This is a genomic window from Pseudomonas sp. GW531-T4, assembly GCF_017349615.1.
In the GTDB taxonomy this organism is placed as follows: Bacteria; Pseudomonadota; Gammaproteobacteria; order Pseudomonadales; family Pseudomonadaceae; genus Aquipseudomonas; species Aquipseudomonas chlororaphis_I.
This window is the reverse complement of record NZ_JACMZT010000028.1, coordinates 37,958-53,284: the sequence shown is the minus strand read 5'-3', so window position 1 is coordinate 53,284 and position 15,327 is coordinate 37,958. Positions and strand designations below refer to the sequence as shown.

13 protein-coding genes are annotated in these 15,327 nt (G+C 63.4%); 2 read left to right on the top strand and 11 right to left on the bottom strand.

Annotation, left to right across the window (positions count from 1 at the left end; translation table 11 throughout):
- Positions 1-5: 5 nt before the first annotated feature.
- Complete coding sequence (locus J4D28_RS20970) at positions 6-1,550, top strand: AhpA/YtjB family protein (protein ID WP_041985578.1); 1,545 nt, start codon at positions 6-8, stop codon at positions 1,548-1,550.
- A 224-nt stretch (positions 1,551-1,774) separates the two neighbouring features.
- On the opposite strand, the gene J4D28_RS20965 is transcribed toward J4D28_RS20970, so the two are convergent.
- The 9 genes from J4D28_RS20965 to J4D28_RS20925 all read right to left on the bottom strand — a co-directional run bounded on the left by J4D28_RS20965 (position 1,775) and on the right by J4D28_RS20925 (position 11,088).
- A complete protein-coding gene (locus tag J4D28_RS20965; RefSeq protein WP_007921414.1) occupies positions 1,775-2,488 on the bottom strand; it encodes a membrane integrity-associated transporter subunit PqiC in 714 nt (237 codons plus the stop codon).
- 179 nt (positions 2,489-2,667) lie between these two features.
- Positions 2,668-4,926: a DNA topoisomerase IV subunit A gene (gene parC / locus J4D28_RS20960; RefSeq protein WP_009041892.1), complete on the bottom strand. Its 2,259-nt coding sequence runs from the start codon at positions 4,924-4,926 to the stop codon at positions 2,668-2,670.
- Positions 4,927-4,936: 10 nt separating this feature from the next.
- Complete coding sequence (locus J4D28_RS20955) at positions 4,937-5,458, bottom strand: TIGR02281 family clan AA aspartic protease (RefSeq protein ID WP_103330888.1); 522 nt, start codon at positions 5,456-5,458, stop codon at positions 4,937-4,939.
- On the bottom strand, positions 5,455-6,438 hold the full coding sequence (locus J4D28_RS20950; protein ID WP_009046677.1) for an esterase-like activity of phytase family protein: 984 nt from the start codon (positions 6,436-6,438) through the stop codon (positions 5,455-5,457). The genes J4D28_RS20955 and J4D28_RS20950 overlap by 4 nt, the downstream gene beginning before the upstream one ends.
- Positions 6,438-8,345 carry a DNA topoisomerase IV subunit B gene (parE, locus tag J4D28_RS20945; RefSeq protein ID WP_009046676.1) on the bottom strand — a complete coding sequence of 636 codons (1,908 nt, stop codon included), beginning with the start codon at positions 8,343-8,345 and terminating at the stop codon, positions 6,438-6,440. Before parE ends, J4D28_RS20950 begins: the two co-directional genes overlap by 1 nt.
- Positions 8,346-8,387: 42 nt before the next feature.
- A complete protein-coding gene (locus J4D28_RS20940) occupies positions 8,388-8,996 on the bottom strand; it encodes a YqiA/YcfP family alpha/beta fold hydrolase (RefSeq protein ID WP_038630452.1) in 609 nt (202 codons plus the stop codon).
- A 116-nt stretch (positions 8,997-9,112) separates the two neighbouring features.
- On the bottom strand, positions 9,113-9,928 hold the full coding sequence (cpdA, locus tag J4D28_RS20935) for a 3',5'-cyclic-AMP phosphodiesterase (protein ID WP_103330889.1): 816 nt from the start codon (positions 9,926-9,928) through the stop codon (positions 9,113-9,115).
- A gap of 99 nt (positions 9,929-10,027) precedes the next feature.
- Positions 10,028-10,480, bottom strand: a complete 453-nt coding sequence (locus tag J4D28_RS20930) for a DUF1249 domain-containing protein (protein WP_007921426.1) — start codon at positions 10,478-10,480, stop codon at positions 10,028-10,030.
- Positions 10,471-11,088, bottom strand: a complete 618-nt coding sequence (locus J4D28_RS20925; RefSeq protein ID WP_009046673.1) for an NUDIX domain-containing protein — start codon at positions 11,086-11,088, stop codon at positions 10,471-10,473. The genes J4D28_RS20930 and J4D28_RS20925 overlap by 10 nt, the downstream gene beginning before the upstream one ends.
- A gap of 223 nt (positions 11,089-11,311) precedes the next feature.
- Between J4D28_RS20925 and J4D28_RS20920 the strand changes: the two genes are divergently transcribed.
- On the top strand, positions 11,312-12,058 hold the full coding sequence (locus J4D28_RS20920; protein WP_038630450.1) for an RsiV family protein: 747 nt from the start codon (positions 11,312-11,314) through the stop codon (positions 12,056-12,058).
- On the opposite strand, the gene cytX is transcribed toward J4D28_RS20920, so the two are convergent.
- The gene (gene cytX, locus J4D28_RS20915; protein ID WP_103330913.1) at positions 12,027-13,316 is read right to left on the bottom strand and encodes a putative hydroxymethylpyrimidine transporter CytX; all 1,290 of its coding nucleotides are present in this window, start codon (positions 13,314-13,316) and stop codon (positions 12,027-12,029) included. The two genes, J4D28_RS20920 and cytX, sit on opposite strands and share 32 nt — an antisense overlap.
- Positions 13,317-13,418: 102 nt before the next feature.
- Complete coding sequence (gene thiC, locus J4D28_RS20910) at positions 13,419-15,308, bottom strand: phosphomethylpyrimidine synthase ThiC (protein ID WP_009046670.1); 1,890 nt, start codon at positions 15,306-15,308, stop codon at positions 13,419-13,421.
- Between the last annotated feature and the right edge of the window lie 19 nt (positions 15,309-15,327).

Genomic DNA, 15,327 nt, shown 5'->3' with positions numbered 1-15,327 from the left:
GCTCAGTGAACCGGCCCACGCCAGTTAAAACCGATAACTTCTTCCTGCTGATCTTCCGTGCACTGCGTCATCGCCGTGTACCGATTGCATTGCGCATTGCCAGCCATAACGTGATCCTGGTCGCCCTGGCCCTGGTGATCTATGCCTGCGTGATGGGGCTGCAATTCAAGCAGGCCATGCACGAACAAGCCGACGCCCTGGGTCAGAGCCTGACCACCCAGACCGCGACCTCGGCCACCGAACTGTTGGTGTCCAACGACATCCTCAGCCTCAACGTGCTGCTGAACAACCTGACCAAGAACCCGCTCGTGGCCCACGCGGCGATCTACAGCGTGGACAACCGCATCCTCGCCGAAGCCGGTCAGCGCCCGAAAAGCAGCCTGCTGGGTGAAACCGAAGGCGTCTACCAGACCAAGATCACCTTCCAGGACGTGACCGCGGGCAACCTGCGCATCAGCCTGGACATGGAACAATTCCAGCAGCCGATGACCATCAGCCTGCAGAGCATGGGCATTCTCAGCGCCATCCTGCTGGCTTTGGCCCTGGCCTTGAGCTTGCGCCTGGGGCGGCACATCTCCACGCCGCTGATGCAACTGCGGGTCTGGCTGCGGGATATCGACGCGCATACCCCGGCCACCCAGCGCCAGGACGAGATCGGCGACCTGGCGCGCCAGCTGCATGCCAGCTTCGCGCCGGAGAAGGTCGAGCCGGAGCCCGAACCGGAAGCCGAGATCGACGATACCGACTACGACGACAGCGAAGACGCGGAACCGACCTTCGAGGTGCGCAACCTGCGTGACCCGAGCTTCGACAAAAGCGCTCCGGTGGCCGGCCTCAAGCCCGCACCGCGGCACGTGGTCAATGCCGAAGAGGATCTGGCCGACGATGAAGACCCGTTCGCCGATCTTCGCGATAGCTCGTCCACCGCGACCGCTGCCAAGCCGATCGTAAAACCCGCGGTACCGGCACAACCGCAGCACAGCGCGGTACTGGCCGTGCAACTGGGCGCCCAGGAGCAACTGCGCCGCCTGCCCCGCGCCCGCCTGACGGAATTGCTGGAACGTTATCGCGACTGCCTCGACCAGGCTGCCTCGCTGTACCAGAGCGAACTGCACACCCTGAACGACGGCAGCACGCTGATGCTGTTCCACAGCGAAGACAGCGGCGACGACTACCTGACCAACGCCATCTGCTGCGGCGAACTGCTGCGCGCCCTGGGCCACGCCCTGCAAATCGAAGTGGCCGACAGCGGTATCACCCTGCAACTGCAACTGGGCCTGACCCTGGGCGACGAGCTGTTCGGCCTGAGCCAGATCGACCTGCTGCTGACCGAGACCGCCCAGGATGCCCTGGCGCTGTCCCAGCACAGCCGCAACCTGCTGCTGGTCGAGCGCAAGATCAACGATGACGCCCTGATTCGTCAGCGTGCACGCATTCGTCCGATCGCCAGCCCGGAAGGCGCCTGCTGCGTCGAGCGCCTGATGGAGCCCTACCCATCGATGCTGGAGCGGCAACTGGCGCGGATGCACGAGAGCCGGGCCAAGCTGTAAGCCAGCCGCTCAACAAAAAAGCCCGCAGCGATGCGGGCTTTTTGTTGGGTGTTGATCGGGCTGACGCCATCGCGGGCAAGCCTCGCACCTATCTGCTTCGGTAGGAGCGAGGCTTGGCCGCGATAGCAATCTGCAGAACACCGCAGAGCGCCCGAGCCACCGGACAACTCTCCAGAAACGACAAAGCCCGCTGATCAGCGGGCTTTGTCCTGTAACCGCAACACTCAGAAGCGGAACACTTCCATATCCGTACGGATTGGTGTGGCCATCGGAATCTTCGGCTGCTTCTCCTGCTCGGCCGGTTTTGCCGCCGGCGCAGGCGCCGCCTTGCGTGGCACCTCGGCTACCGTCGGCTGGTTGGCCAGCGGCTTGAGGGCACCCGACAGTTGCTCGGCCAAGCGTTGCAGCAGTACACCCTGGGCCTGGACCTGGGACGCGGTGGTACCGGCATGCTGTTCCTGCAGATGAACGATACGGTTGTCGCGCACCTGCCCACGACGATCGATCAGGCGCCATTGCGCATCGAGAACCGCCGGTTGCGACGCGCCCGAATCCAGGCGAGTGATCGACAACAATACCTGCACATCCGGAGTGAAACCGGTACTCGCCGGCGCCAGTACGACGCGCTGGCTGTCCAGCTGGCCGGCGACCTGACGCAACAGCAACTGATCGATATCGGAAGACAGGCTGCCCGCCCAGCGACCGTCGGTCGAAGCCTGCAGGCTGCCGTCGTTCTGGCGTTGCAGCAAGGTTTCACGTTGCAGGTAGTCGGCAACCAGTACCGGCCCCAGCAATACAGCCATGCCAGCACTTTGTGCCGGCTGAGCCGGACTTCCGCTGTCCAGCTGATACAGCGACACCGGCTGGTGTACGCTGCAACCCGCCAGGCCAAGAACGCCAGCGAGCAAGAAAACAAGAGGAAGGCGCAGAGCAGTCATCATCCCATCCAGGTGGCGGCCACAAGGCTAGCCACAGTGTAAATACTCAAAATAACCCTGAATAACGCTCAGCCACGCCGGCGCTTGAAAGCGCATATCATCCGTGAATATGCGCCATGACTCCAGTGTTGTAGCGCCGTTCTACCGGTTAAATCGCAGATCGGACGCTCTAAGCCGCATCAATTGAGAGTTTCTACCAACAACGCATCCACTCGCTGGAAGCCTCGTGGCAGCTTGTTACCCCGGCGACCGCGTTCGCCCTTGTAGTGCTCAAGGTCATCGGCCTTGAGCGACAGGGTACGTTTTCCGGCCTGCAGCACCAGTGTCGCGCCTTCCGGCAGCACCGCGATATCGGTCACGTACTCCTCGCGGCTGGCCACCCGCTCACCCGGAATCCCGATGATCTTGTTGCCCTTGCCTTTGCCCAGCTGCGGCAAGTCGCTGATCTTGAACACCAGCAAACGCCCTTCGGTGGTCACCGAAGCCAGCCAGTTCTGTTCACGATCGCTCACCGGCCGAGGCAACAGCACCTTGGCGTTGTTCGGCAGGCTCAACAGCGCCTTGCCGGCCTTGTTCTTGGCTTGCAGATCCTCGCCCTTGACCACGAAGCCGTAACCCGCGTCGGATGCGATCACGTACAGCGCCTCGTCGTCCGGCAGCAGCACGCATTCGAAACTGGCACCAGGCGGCGGCGTCAGGCGTCCGGTCAGCGGCTCACCCTGGCCACGGGCCGATGGCAGCGTATGTGCCGCCACCGAATAACTGCGCCCGGTGGAGTCGATAAACACCGCAAACTGGTTGGAGCGCCCGATGGCCGAGGTCTTGAAGCCGTCACCGGCCTTGTAGGACAGGCCCGTGGCGTCGATATCATGCCCTTTGGCGCAACGTACCCAACCTTTTTCCGACAGAACGATGGTGACCGGCTCGGTCGGCATCAGCTCGTTTTCCGACAAGGCCTTGGCCTCGGCACGCTCAACGATCGGCGAACGACGATCGTCGCCGTAGGTTTCAGCGTCCTGCAGCAATTCGGTGCGCACCAGCTTCTTCAGCTTGGCTTCGCTGTTGAGCAGGGCTTGCAGCTTGGCCTGCTCCTTGAGCAGTTCGTCCTGCTCGGCGCGCAACTTCATCTCTTCCAGCCGCGCCAACTGACGCAGGCGGGTATCGAGGATGTAGTCAGCCTGCACTTCGCTCAGGGCGAAACGCTCGATCAGCTTGGCCCGCGGCTGATCCTCGGTACGAATGATGTGGATCACTTCATCCAGGTTGAGGTAGGCGATCAGCAAGCCGTCCAACAGGTGCAGGCGGCGCTCGACCTTGTCCAGGCGGAACTGCAGGCGGCGGCGCACCGTCAGTACGCGGAACTCCAGCCATTCCACCAGCAGGGCGCGCAGGTTCTTCAGCTGCGGCTTGCCGTCCAGGCCGATGATGTTGACGTTGACCCGGTAGCTGGATTCCAGCTCGGTGGTCGCAAACAGGTGTTGCATCAGTTCGTCGGGATCGACCCGGTTGGAGCGCGGAATGATCACGATCCGGCACGGGTGCTCATGGTCCGACTCGTCACGCAGGTCGGCGACCATCGGCAGCTTCTTGGCCTGCATCTGCGCGGCGATCTGTTCCAGCACCTTGGCGCCGGACACCTGGTGCGGCAGCGCGGTGACGATGATGTCGCCATCCTCGATGCGATAGACGGCACGCATGCGCACCGAACCGCGACCGGTTTCGTAGATTTTCAGCAGGTCCGCGCGTGGCGTGATGATTTCCGCTTCGGTCGGGTAGTCCGGGCCCTGAATATGCTCGCAGAGCTGTTCGACCGTGGCCTTGGGCTCGTCCAGCAGGCGCACGCAGGCCGTGGCGACTTCGCGCAAGTTGTGCGGCGGCACGTCAGTGGCCATGCCCACGGCGATGCCAGTGGTGCCATTGAGCAGGATATTCGGCAAACGTGCCGGCAATACCAGGGGTTCCTGCAGGGTGCCGTCGAAGTTCGGCCCCCAGTCCGCGGTGCCCTGGCCCAGCTCGCTGAGCAGGACTTCGGAGTAACGCGACAGACGCGCTTCGGTGTAACGCATGGCGGCGAAGGACTTGGGATCGTCCGGCGCACCCCAGTTACCCTGGCCGTCCACCAGCGTGTAGCGGTAGCTGAAAGGCTGCGCCATCAGCACCATGGCTTCGTAGCAGGCCGAGTCGCCGTGGGGGTGGAACTTACCCAGCACGTCACCGACCGTACGGGCGGACTTCTTGTGCTTGGAATCGGCATCCAGCCCCAGCTCACTCATGGCGTAGACAATACGCCGCTGTACCGGTTTCAGGCCGTCGCCGATATGCGGCAAAGCACGGTCCATGATCACGTACATGGAGTAGTTGAGGTAGGCATTTTCGGTGAAGTCAGCCAGCGATCGGCGTTCTACGCCATCCAGGCTGAGATCCAGGGAGTCGCTCATGCGGGCCTCATCAGTTCGTTGTCTGGCGCAGCAGCAAGGTGCCGCCGCGCTGGGTAAATTCAAGTTTTTTCAAAGCGCTCATGCCCAGCAACACCTGATCGCCGCCCAGGCCCGGCGCGACCAGCGCACGGACATCCCGCAGGACGATATCGCCCAGTTGCAGGCGGTCGAGGCGGGTTCGATAACCCTCGCTACGACCGTTGGCGGTACTCAGGGTCACCGGTGCGCCCTTCTCCAGGCCAAGACGCTCGGCCAGCCCGGACGGGATCGACACATCGGTCGCTCCGGTATCGAGCATGAAATTCACCGGCTGGCCGTTGATCTGGCCGCTGGCGACGAAATGCCCCTGGCCGTTGCCGACCAGTTTCACTTCGATGTAACCCTCATGTTGTTGCGAAGTGACGACAGCATTGGGGTTCTCCTGACGCTGTTCCCACTCGCCGAAAAACCGTGTCGCCAGGAACAGCCCGGCGCCCCAGGCCAGCACCAGCAGCAGGCGCCCGGCACGTTTACCCGGTGGCCGCTGGCTCACGGCTTGGCACTCCAACCGCCCTCGGGCGCGGCGAAGCGCCAGATGATCGGGCGTTTTTCACCGTCGGCACGGGCACCGGTGTTGTTATCCACACCGATCCAGGCGCCATCGGCATCCACCACCAGCGCCTCGGTCAGGCCATAGTCCTGTGGATAACGCCGGTTTTCCTGCAACGCCTCGGCGGCAAACGACCAACAACGCTCGACCTTGGCCGTCGACGCATCACGACGACAGACCTGAAACGCATTGCGCTCGAGGGTGAACAACTTGCCCTCGAACAGCGACAGGTCGGCGAAATCCCGGGACACCGCCTTGGCCTTGGGCATCTGCGGCGGCTGCATTTCCAGCCCGGCCTCGCTGAGCAGCACACAGCCGCCATCGCAGTCCCAGACACTCTGCTGGCGCTTGATCAACAGCAGCCCGCGGCGCTCGCGCTCGGCAGCCAGCCAGATCTTGTCGCCGGCCGGGTTGACCGCCAGGCCCTCGAACAGGGCATTGAAGTGCAGCAACATACCGCTGGCCCGCGCCTCGCGCACCATGATCGGTGAAATCTTCAGCCAGGCGGCCGACCCCGTCGGCGCCAGCTGCAATACCGCCGCGTGGGATTCGCTGACCACATACTTGTTGCCGGCGCTGTCGCAGGTGATGCCCTCGAAATCCAGGTCGCCGCCGCGCACGAACGAAGCGACCCAGGTGCGCGAACTCAAGCCCCAGGGCAAACCGCTGTCCGGCACCGGCGGTACGTCGATGCGCACGGTCTCGGCCTGCCAGACTCGATCGCTGGTATCGAGCCGATAGATCTGGTCATCGTCGCGGTCGGAGACCGTCCACAGCTCCTTGCCGCACAACGCCAGCCCCGACAGGTTGCCGCCACGCATACCGTCCACCGGATGCTCGGCCAGCAGCCTCAACTCGGGCAAGGGGTCGGCCATCGCCGAGGTTGCCAATAGCAGTAACGCCAGGGCAAAGCCTCTGCGCATCAGGCCAGAACCTCGGCCAGGTTGCCCTTGGACTCCAGCCAGCTCTTGCGATCGCCGGCGCGTTTCTTCGCCAGCAGCATGTCCATCATTTCCGAAGTCGCGGCGAAGTCATCACCGAGGGTCAATTGCACCAGGCGCCGGGTGTTCGGGTCCATGGTGGTTTCGCGCAGTTGCGGTGGGTTCATTTCACCCAGGCCCTTGAATCGGGTGACTTGCGGCTTGCCACGCTTCTTCTCGGCCACCAGGCGATCGAGGATGCCATCGCGCTCGGCTTCGTCGAGGGCGTAGTAGATTTCCTTGCCCAGGTCGATGCGGTACAGCGGCGGCATCGCCACGTAGACGTGGCCGGCATCCACCAGCGGACGGAAATGCTGGACGAACAGCGCGCAGAGCAGTGTCGCGATGTGCAAGCCGTCGGAGTCGGCGTCGGCGAGGATGCAGATCTTGCCGTAGCGCAGCTGGCTCATGTCCTCGGCGCCCGGGTCGACCCCGATGGCCACGGCGATGTTGTGCACTTCCTGGCTGGCCAGGACTTCGCTGCCATCGACTTCCCAGGTGTTGAGAATCTTGCCGCGCAGCGGCAGGATCGCCTGGAACTCCTTGTCCCGCGCCTGCTTGGCCGAACCACCGGCGGAATCACCTTCCACCAGGAACAGCTCGGAACGCATCGGGTCCTGGCCGGCGCAGTCCGCCAGCTTGCCAGGCAGCGCCGGGCCCTGGGTGATGCGCTTGCGCTCGACCTTCTTGCTGGCCTTGAGGCGACGGCCGGCGTTGCTGATGGCCAGCTCCGCCAGTTGCATGCCCAGCTCAGGGTTGGCATTGAGCCACAGGCTGAATGCGTCCTTGACCACACCCGAAACGAAGGCGGCCGCCTCGCGGGATGACAGGCGCTCCTTGGTCTGGCCGGAGAACTGCGCGTCCTGCATCTTCATCGACAGCACGAAGGCGATGCGTTCCCAGACATCTTCCGGCGCCAGCTTCAGGCCGCGCGGCAGCAGGTTGCGGAATTCGCAGAACTCGCGCATGGCGTCCAGCAGGCCCTGGCGCAAACCGTTGACGTGGGTACCGCCCTGGGCGGTCGGGATCAGGTTGACATAGCTTTCCTGCACACTGTCGCCGCCTTCCGGCAACCACAGCAGGGCCCAGTCCACCGCTTCCTTGTTACCCGCCAGGCTGCCGCAGAAGGGCTCGGTCGGCAGGCGCTCGAATTCGCTGACTGCATCCACGAGGTAGGAGCGCAGGCCGTCTTCGTAATGCCACTCGACCTTCTCGCCGGTGCCTTTGTCTTCGAAGCTGACCAGCAGCCCCGGGCACAACACGGCCTTAGCCTTGAGCACATGCTTGAGGCGGCTGACGGAGAACTTCGGCGAATCGAAGTATTTCGGATCCGGAGCGAAGTACACGCTGGTCCCGGTATTGCGCTTGCCGACGCTGCCGACCACTTCCAGCTCGGTGGCCTTGAAGCCGTCGGCGAAGGTCATCTGGTATTCGTTACCGTCACGCTTGACCCGCACCCGCACCTGGGTCGACAGGGCGTTGACCACGGAAATACCCACCCCGTGCAGACCGCCGGAGAACTGGTAGTTCTTGTTGGAAAACTTGCCGCCCGCATGGAGCTTGGTGAGGATCAGCTCGACGCCAGACACACCCTCTTCCGGGTGGATGTCCACCGGCATGCCGCGTCCGTCATCGGACACTTCCAGGGAGTGGTCGGCATGCAGGATGACCTGGATCGACTTCGCGTGCCCCGCCAGGGCTTCGTCGACGCTGTTGTCGATGACTTCCTGGGCGAGGTGGTTCGGCCGGGTGGTATCGGTGTACATGCCCGGGCGTTTGCGCACCGGGTCGAGGCCCGAGAGGACTTCGATGGCGTCTGCGTTATAAGAGCTAGCGCTGGGAGTGGCCATGGGGTCTCGTCGTTAGTCGTTCAATGAAATAGAAGCGAGGTTTCACAGCGAGGTGAAATCGATCGCCTGGTACTGATCCGGGCCGATGCCGGCAAAATTCAACAACGCCGGCAATTGTCCGGCAAAACCCTGGAAACTATGGTCGCCGCCGGCCTGGATGCGCAAGGCACAGGCTCGGTAATACAGCTGGGCGCTGCGATAGTCCAGCGTCTCGTCACCTGTCTGCAGCCAGACCTGGAACCGCTGCGGGTCCTGGGGCGCCGGCACTTCCAGCTCGGCCAGGGCCGTCACGTGGTCGTGGGTCAGTTCCCAGGTTTCCCCGGTATAGAGGTTGGTCTGCGTGCCCAGAAAGCCGTCGAACATCCGGTGCGGACTGACCGCGGGGTTGATCAGCAGGGCTTTCAGGCCGTGGCGCTCGGCAAGGTGAGTCGCATAGTAGCCGCCGAGAGAGCTGCCGACCAGCAGCGGCCGTCCGAGTTCGGCAATCGCCTGCTCCAACTGGCCAATGGCCTCGCGCGGATGATGATGCAAGGCTGGCACGCGCAGCTGTTCGCCGCGGCCGATCGCCTCCATGACAGCGGTCAGCTGGCTGGCTTTCTTCGACGCCGGCGCGCTGTTGAAGCCGTGGATATACAGGATCGAACCGGACATGCGCACTCCCTTTGCATCGTGCAAAAAGGCGCAGTTTACAGGGTGTATCGCCGCTTGACTTGTGTTCAGGTGTATCCCTTTGTCCTGCCGCCTCGGACGGCGGCTCCGGGGCGGAATCAGTAGCCGTCGCTACCGTAATCGACCTGGAAATCGAAGCCGGTGACCCGCTCGACACCGGTTTCCAGGCGCCCATCGGGCAGCAGGCGCAGCCAGCGATAGCCCGGCGCGGTTTCGCCGACCTTGAAATCCTCGCTGCCCGGCTCGAACTGAATGCAGGTCGAGGGCGATGCCAGCAGGCGTAGCGATCCCTGCTGACGGTCGATTTCCTGATGCACATGGCCCCAGAGCACCGCGCGCGCCTGCGGAAAACGCTCCAGCACGGCGAACAGCGCGTGCGGATTGCGCAGCCCGATGGGCTCCATCCAGGCACAACCGATGGAGACCGGGTGATGGTGCAGGCACACCAGGTGATGACGCTCGGGGGCTTCGCTCAGGGCGCTGGCGAGCAACTGCAACTGTTCGTCCTGCAGGTAACCCGGTACCGAACCCGGTACGGCCGAGTCGAGCAGGGTGATCCGCCAGTTGCCGATGTCCACCACCGGCGCCAGCAACGAACTCTCGGTCGCCGCCTGCGCCATGAGTTGCGGCTCGTCGTGGTTGCCGGGAATCCAGCGCGCCGGCGCCGGAATCTGCCGGGTCATGTCACGAAACAGCTGATAGGACTCCAGCGTACCGTCCTGGGACAGGTCGCCCGTGGCCAGCATCAGGTCGATCCGCGGTTGCTGCGCCAGCACCAGTTCGATCACCCGCTGCAGGCTGTCGCGGGTATTCATGCCCAGCAGCGTGCCGTCCGCTTCGGCGAACAGATGGCTGTCGGACAACTGCACCAGCAACACGGGATCGTCGGTGGTCAGAGTGGATACGCTCGGCAAGGCGGCCTCCCAGGGCGTGTCACGGGAAGTGAGGAATGGGGGCAATTATGCTGGGGGAAATTCAAAAGAGGAAACCGGCGAACCGGACGCAGTTCACATCTACCGCACGGCCTCGAACTCATGACCGCAAGCCAGGCAGTGGCTCAGCCATTCGCCGAGAAACACATTGAGCTGGGCCTTCTCGTCCGGCTGGTGCATGAAGGCGTTCGGATACGGATAGATGCCACGAAAGCGCCGGGCGTGCTCGGCACTGATGACCTCGGCCATGCGCGCGTCGTGGTAGACCTGCACTTCCAGCTGCGGCACCGGCAGCCAGGGCAGGCTGTGTTCCTGGCGCACCTGCAAGGTGGTGGTGTAAGGACAGGCCAGCAGCACCTCCAGCGCCAGCACGCCGAGCATCTGGTCGCCCTGGGTCACCGCGATCCGCCGCGCCACCGGCTGGTTGCGCATGTCGGGCAACAGGCGCATCAGCCGGGCATAGTTGGCCTCGCAGGACGCTTGCAGCCCCACGAGATCGACCCGGTAGCGATCGCGCACTTTGTTTACGACCATAACCCCCTCACTTCAACGCGGTTCAAAGCCAGCCATTGCAAGGCAATAATGCTCGCCGCGTTGGAAATCCGCCCATCCCTTACCGCCTGCAGTGCGTCTTCGAAAGCCCAGACCGACACGCGGATATCCTCCGCCTCTTCCACCAGCCCGTGCAGGCCACCGGCACCGCTGCTGTCGCAACGCCCCAGGTACAGATGCACGAACTCGGTACTGCCCCCCGGCGACGGGAAATACTGGGTCATCGGCCACAGCGCGGAGAATGTCAGTCCAGCTTCCTCCTGCGCTTCGCGGTGAGCAACTTCTTCCGGCTGCTCGTCCTTGTCGATCAGACCGGCGACCAGTTCGATCAACCAGGGGGTCGCGGTTTTCCCCATGGCGCCGACGCGAAACTGCTCGACCAAGACCACTTCATCGCGTTGCGGATCGTACGGCAGGACGCAGACAGCATCGTGACGCACAAAGATTTCACGACTGATCTCGCGCCCCATGCCACCGGCAAACAGCTCGTGGCGCAGGTGCACACGATCGAGCTGATAAAAACCCTGGAAGCATTTCTCGCGCCGAACGATATCGACAGTGGTCGGCGTGGTGTTGGCAAAGTCCGTCATAGCAATCCTCGTTTCCTGCGGCCAGATCCGAGGCTCCCCCTCGACATCGCGCCATCCTAACGCGCCGGTGACCGATGATGCAGCCCCTTTGCCATCAGCGGGATAGACGGCAAGGGGGCAAACCTAATCTAATTGCCTCTATTGAGCTTAGTGGCGAACTGATTGCCCCGCAGGCAGTCGAAGCCGGTAACTTTTGCCTACCTCTGGTTTATCAAGGACGCACATGTCGCTTCTTAAAATCGCCTCCGTGGCTTGCCTGGCCCTGACCCTGGGCGCCTGCCAAAGCCTGTTCCAACCCAGCTATCAAAAGCCCCTGCAAAGCACCAGCGACAAGTCGGAACAGATCAAGCCCGGCTGCAGCAATCAGGATTGCCCGCTGGTGAACATCGACACCGTGCACTTCGCCGACGAGCCGCAGCTGGATGCGCTGATTGAAAAGCGCCTGCTGCAGATGACCCGCACCACTGCGGACCAGGCCGTGCCAGCGACACTGAGCGCCTATCAGGAGAAGTTCCTGCGCGAGGCCGACAGCCGCAACAGCATGTACCTGCAAGCCAAGGTACGCGAACAGCATGACGGCCTGGTGATCATCGAACTGGCCAGCTACCTGGACACCGGCGGCGCCCACGGCACGCCCGGCCGCGGCTTCATCAACTACTCGCGCGAGCTGCACAAGGAACTGACCCTGTCCGACATGCTGCGCCCGGGCCAGGAAGCCGCGTTCTGGAAGGCCGCCCAGGTGGCCCACAACAGCTGGCTGATCAGCACCAAGCTGGATCAGGAGCCAGAGTTCATCAAGAGCTGGCCGTTCCAGAAAACCCCGAACGTGGCGCTGACCTACGGCGGCGTGATCCTCAAGTACAACGTGTCGGTGATCGCGCCTTACGCGCTGGGCCACATCGAACTGAAGATCCCTTACAACCGCCTGAACGGCATTCTCAAGCCCGAGCTGTTTCCTGGCCGTAGCTGAAGGCCCGCCCCAGCAGCCCTTGCAGCAGCCCTGCCAGCATCAGTGACGGCAGGGTTGCGCCAACGTCCGGATAGAGGTTGGCCAGCAGGTGGTAGGTGCTGACCCCACCCAGCCAGGCCAGCAACGCCGGCCAGCGCAAACCTACCGACGACACCTGGGCACTGCGCTTGCGCAGGATGAAGTGATCCACCAGCACCACGCCGAACAGCGGCGCGAACACCGAGCCAATCAGCAGCAGGAAGTTCTGATACTGGGCCAACGGCGCCAGGCAGGCGATCAGGGTGCAGAGCACACCAATGGCCAGGGCCAGGTGCTCGACTTTCAGGCGCAGCAGAATGCCGCTGGAGACCGCGGCCGAATGGATATCGGCAAAGGCGTTTTCCGACTCGTCCAGCAGGATCAGCAACAGAGGAATCCCCAGGCCCGCGCCGGCCAAAGCCAGCAGCAGCGCATTGACTTCGCCGCTCGGCGCAAAGGCCAGGGTGTAGGCCACGCCCAGGCTCATCAGCCACAGGTTGCCGATAAAGAACCCCAGCGCCGTACCGCCAAACACATTGCGCGCACGCTTGCCGAACCTTGAGTAGTCGGCGATCAGCGGCAGCCACGACAACGGCATGGCGATCGCGATATCGAAACCCACGCCGAGCGGCATGGAGCCGTCGCCGGCCTGGGCCCAGAGCGCGGCCAGATCGGCCTTGGCGAACAGGTTCCAGGTCAGCCACAGGCAGGCCGCCAACAGCAGCCAGATGCCCCATTTGCGCAGGACCTTGCGCACGAAAGTCAGCGGCCCGCTGACCGCGAGCACGGTCGCCAGCGCGCCGAAAAACAGAGTCCAGAGCAAAGGGCTGGCCAGCAGGCTGCCTTCGCTGAACGCACGAGTACCCAACAAGCTGGCGGCATCGCGCATGACGATGATCTCGAACGAGCACCAGCCCACCAGTTGCAACAGGTTGAGCAACGCCGGCAGGCTCGCGCCGCGGGTACCGAGGCTGAGCTTGAGCGCCGCCATGGACGACAGGCCGGTATCGCTGCCGATCACCCCGACCGCCGCGAGCAGCAAGACGCCGACCGTCGTGCCGAGAAAGATCGCCAGCAAGGCACCGGACAGGCCCAGGCCAGGCGCGAGCAGCGCGCCGGTCTGCAACACCATCAGGCCGATGCCGAGGGAAAACCACAGGGAAAACAGATCGCGCGCGCCGAATACACGCCTGTCGGCGGGGACCGCAGTGTCTGGTGAATAAGTGTTCAAGACGGTTATCTCGGGGGGAGGGAAAGGGGCGCTAGCTGCAAGCCTCAAGCTGCAAGAAAAAGCAGGACCGCTGTGCCTTTAACTTACAGCTTGAAGCTTGCAACTTGTCGCTTAAACCTTCTTGTACAACTGGCTACCTTCCTGCTTGAAGCGCTCGGCCTGCTCCGCCAGGCCCTTGGCGACCTCCACGTCCACCGCCTCGATGCGCTGGTTGGCCGCGTACTCGCGGACCTCCTGGGTGATCTTCATCGAGCAGAACTTCGGCCCGCACATGGAGCAGAAGTGCGCGACCTTGGCCGAATCCTTGGGCAGGGTCTCGTCGTGGTAGGCGCGTGCGGTGTCCGGGTCGAGGCCGAGGTTGAACTGGTCTTCCCAGCGGAACTCGAAGCGCGCCTTGGACAGTGCGTTGTCACGGATCTGCGCGCCCGGGTGACCCTTGGCAAGGTCGGCGGCATGCGCGGCGATCTTGTAGGTGATGATCCCGGTCTTCACGTCATCCTTGTTCGGCAGGCCCAGGTGCTCCTTCGGCGTCACGTAGCAGAGCATGGCGCAGCCGAACCAGCCGATCATCGCCGCGCCGATACCGGAGGTGATGTGGTCGTAGCCCGGCGCGATGTCGGTGGTCAGCGGGCCGAGGGTGTAGAACGGCGCCTCGTCGCAGCATTCCAGCTGCTTGTCCATGTTCTCTTTGATCAGTTGCATCGGCACGTGGCCCGGACCTTCGATCATGCACTGCACGTCATGCTTCCAGGCGATCTTGGTCAGCTCGCCGAGGGTCTCCAGTTCGCCGAACTGCGCTTCGTCGTTGGCGTCGGCGATCGAGCCCGGACGCAGGCCGTCGCCCAGCGAGAAGCTGACGTCGTAGGCCTTCATGATTTCGCAGATTTCGTCGAAGTGGGTGTAGAGGAAGTTTTCCTTGTGGTGCGCCAGGCACCATTTGGCCATGATCGAACCGCCGCGGGAGACGATGCCGGTCACGCGCTTGGCGGTCAGCGGCACATAACGCAGCAGCACACCGGCGTGGATGGTGAAGTAGTCGACGCCCTGCTCCGCCTGCTCGATCAGGGTGTCGCGGAACAGCTCCCAGGTCAGGTCTTCGGCCACGCCGTTGACCTTCTCCAGCGCCTGGTAGATCGGCACGGTACCGATCGGCACCGGCGAGTTGCGGATGATCCACTCGCGGGTTTCGTGGATGTGCTTGCCGGTGGACAGGTCCATGACGGTGTCCGAACCCCAGCGGATGCCCCAGGTCAGCTTCGCCACTTCTTCTTCGATGGACGAACCCAGGGCGCTGTTGCCGATGTTGCCGTTGATCTTCACCAGGAAGTTGCGGCCGATGATCATCGGTTCCAGTTCGACGTGGTTGATGTTGGCCGGAATGATCGCGCGACCGCGGGCGATTTCCTCACGGACGAACTCGGGGGTGATTTCTTTCGGGATGCTGGCGCCGAAGCTGTGGCCGGCGTGCTGCTGATCGAGCAGACCCGCGGCGCGAGCCTCTTGCAGCTTCATGTTTTCGCGGATGGCGACGTATTCCATCTCGGCGGTGATGATGCCCTTGCGCGCATAGTGCATCTGGCTGACGTTGGCCCCGGCCTTGGCCCGGCGCGGGTTGTTGACGTGGGCGAAGCGCAGCTTGGTCAGCTCGGGGTCGGCGAGGCGCTGCTGGCCGAAGTTGGAGCTCAGGCCGGACAGGCGCTCGGTGTCGCCACGGTCGTCGATCCAGGCCGAGCGTACATCGCCCAGGCCTTTGCGCACGTCGATCACCACGTTGGGGTCGGTGTACGGGCCGGAGGTGTCATAGACGGTGACCGGCGCGTTGATCTCACCGCCGAAGTCGGTCGGGGTCACGTCGAGGCTGATCTCACGCATCGGCACGCGGATGTCCGGGCGCGAACCCTGGACATAGATTTTTTGCGAGCGGGTAAAGGGCTGAACCGACTGCTCATCGACCTTGGCCGATTCACTCAGGTGCGTAGCGTTTTTTAATTTTGTCGTCATCACAGGCTCTCCAGACAGC

Bases quoted from the DNA above. Each gene is read 5' to 3' on its own strand.
- J4D28_RS20930 (WP_007921426.1), bottom strand. From the start codon at position 10,480: ATGGTCGTAAACAAAGTGCGCGATCGCTACCGGGTCGATCTCGTGGGG.
- J4D28_RS20925 (WP_009046673.1), bottom strand. From the start codon at position 11,088: ATGACGGACTTTGCCAACACCACGCCGACCACTGTCGATATCGTTCGG.
- J4D28_RS20920 (WP_038630450.1), top strand. From the start codon at position 11,312: ATGTCGCTTCTTAAAATCGCCTCCGTGGCTTGCCTGGCCCTGACCCTG.
- parE (WP_009046676.1), bottom strand. From the start codon at position 8,345: ATGGCCACTCCCAGCGCTAGCTCTTATAACGCAGACGCCATCGAAGTC.
- J4D28_RS20950 (WP_009046677.1), bottom strand. From the start codon at position 6,438: ATGCGCAGAGGCTTTGCCCTGGCGTTACTGCTATTGGCAACCTCGGCG.
- J4D28_RS20965 (WP_007921414.1), bottom strand. From the start codon at position 2,488: ATGACTGCTCTGCGCCTTCCTCTTGTTTTCTTGCTCGCTGGCGTTCTT.
- J4D28_RS20940 (WP_038630452.1), bottom strand. From the start codon at position 8,996: ATGTCCGGTTCGATCCTGTATATCCACGGCTTCAACAGCGCGCCGGCG.
- parC (WP_009041892.1), bottom strand. From the start codon at position 4,926: ATGAGCGACTCCCTGGATCTCAGCCTGGATGGCGTAGAACGCCGATCG.
- thiC (WP_009046670.1), bottom strand. From the start codon at position 15,308: ATGACGACAAAATTAAAAAACGCTACGCACCTGAGTGAATCGGCCAAG.